Genomic DNA, 2,317 nt, shown 5'->3' with positions numbered 1-2,317 from the left:
CCGGGCATCAACTGCGACGGCCGCCAGGACCACCGGCCCGCCGCAGTGCGAACCGGCACCAGCCACCACGGACCACCGACCCACCCGCGGTGCGCACGGAGACCCGCCACCGCGCACCACCGACCCACCCGCGGCGCGGAAGGACCGGCCGCGTGCCCGCGGTCAGTGGCGCGCGCGTTCGAGGGCGTCCCAGAAACCGCGGCGCAGGGCGTGCCGGACCTCGTCGTGCAGGAGGAAGTCGATCGGCAGCGAGGAGCCCTGCAGGAGGCGGGCCTCCAGGTCGGAGGGCATCCGGGGCTTGCGGGCCAGGACGGCTTCGAGCCACAGGGCCGGGGCGTCCTTGGCGACGGACTCGCCGAAGTCGTGGCCCTCCTTGTGCGCCGCCTTCACCGCGTCGGCCAGCGTGGTCGTACCGCCGGCCGCCGCGTTGACCGGCACGGGAGCGGCCTGCGGGCCGGTGTAGGGCCCGATGGGCTGCGGCTGCGGCTGGACGTGCGGCTGGGACTGGGAGGCCGCGGGCTGCGGGCCCGTGTAGGGGTTGGGCAGCTGGTAGCTGGGCGCACCGCCCGCGTTACCGGCGCCGCCGGAGCCGTACGGCGAGATGGTGGGCATCGAACCGGTCGAGCCGTGCTGCGGTCCCGGCTGCGTCCCCGATTGCGATCCCGAGGAGGAGGAGACGGCCGGAGCCGGAGAGGTGGGCGGGGACTCCTGGGAGTAGCCCGGGTAGGCGGGCTGGGACGGGCTGCCCGGGGAAGGCCGGCTCTGCGCGGCGCCGTCCGGTGCGGCGCCCCCGGACGCCGTTCCGCCGCCCGGGGGGACCCCGTTGCCCGCGTCGTAACCGTGTCCGGAGCCGTTGCCGGAGCCGCTGCCGGACGGCACGCCCCGGTGCGACGGCACTCCGTTGCTCGGTGTGGTGCCGCCGTAGTTCAGCGGCACGAGGCCGTCCGGCGACGCCCCGTTCCCGGACAGGGCTCCGTTCCCGGCCGGGGTCCCGTTCGGAGAGGCGGCCCCGTTCGAGGAGGAGGCGCCGTTGCCCGCCGCGCCGTTGCCCGCCACCGTGTCGTAGCCCGCCACCGCGCCGTTGCCCACCGCCGCGCCGTAGCCGGACCGGGCGCCGTTCCCGGTGGACGTCCCGTAACCGGAACCCGGGGAGACCTCGTAACCGGCGCGGGTCCCGTTGCCCGGGGAGCCCCCGTGGTTCAGCGCCACGGCGGCGCCCGGAGCGCTCAGGGCCCCCTGGGCGGAGGACGCCTCACCGCTCCCGGAGAGCAGGTTGACGTACGGCCGGAGGTTACCGCCGCCGATCTCGATCAGGTCGTCGCACTCCTGGCGGAGCGAGCGGGACACGCCCCAGCCCCCGTCGGCGGCGATGTGCACCAGTGTCACCCGGATCCCCAGATCCTGCGCGTCGCAGACGACCTGGGTCAGGTCCTCGTCCCCGCTGATCACGACCGCGTCGCAGATCGCGTTGTTGCGGGCGAGCGTCATCAGGTCGCGGTGGACCTGCGCGTCGACGCCCTCCCGGCGGCCGGGCCGGATGCGCGAGAGCCGGAGCTTCAGGCCCGGGATGTCGCCCAGGGTGTCGTGCTCGGGGGTGTGGCGGCCCTCGACGGTCGCCTCGTACCAGTAGCAGCGCAGCAGCGGCAGCCCGGTGCGCTCCCGGCACAGTTCGTTGAGCAGCCGGAGCAGGCCGGTGTAGTCCCACGAGACGGCTTCGCGATGCCGGGTCCCGTGCGCGGCCATCGCTCCGTCTGCCAGCAGGTAGCCAGCGTCCACGAACAGCGCGCAGCGATCCACGCGACACCGCCCTTCCTACGTCGCCCGGCCCTACGGCTCGGACACGCTTGAAAACGCCCCGAAAGGCCGGACAGGTGGGCCTTCTCCAGGGTAGTCAAGCAGCGGCGTGACCGAGGGCGAATCCCGACGATTCCACCCGCAACCGACCGCCCGCCGGAGCGTTCAGGCCGACCGTACCAGTTTGTCCCTTTATAGAGGCCGTTCATCACGAACGGGTCTGCACGGTCACGGCCGCCACCCCGAACAGGACCGAGTCCCGGCGGGTGCTCAGCCGGAGCACCGGGTTCCGCCCCAGCACGGTCTGGAAGCGGTCGACGTCCACGCCGGGAGTGAGGTCGACTCCCACCGACCCCGTGGACGAGCCGTCGAAGGGGTTGTCCGGGTTCCGGTCGCCGCCCTCGGGCCGCAGCGGGCCCGCCCCCGCGCTCACCCGGTCACCGCGGAGATCGGCGTCGCCCTCCCAGGCCACCACGTCCAGCCGCGCGGCCCGGCCCCGCGGGCCAGCCCGTCGAGCGGCAGG

Annotated in this window: 1 protein-coding gene and 1 pseudogene; both read right to left on the bottom strand. The window is 74.7% G+C overall.

The window, feature by feature from the left end:
* Positions 1–162: 162 nt before the first annotated feature.
* The gene (locus ACWJ6R_RS34815) at positions 163–1,797 is read right to left on the bottom strand and encodes an NYN domain-containing protein (RefSeq protein ID WP_449066283.1); all 1,635 of its coding nucleotides are present in this window, start codon (positions 1,795–1,797) and stop codon (positions 163–165) included.
* A 205-nt stretch (positions 1,798–2,002) separates the two neighbouring features.
* Positions 2,003–2,317 (bottom strand): annotated as a pseudogene (locus ACWJ6R_RS34810) (sigma-70 family RNA polymerase sigma factor); the annotation flags it as partial.

It is taken from the genome of Planomonospora algeriensis, assembly GCF_977012225.1.
Note: the sequence above shows the minus strand (reverse complement) of the source record. Positions and strands in the feature narration are given on the sequence as shown.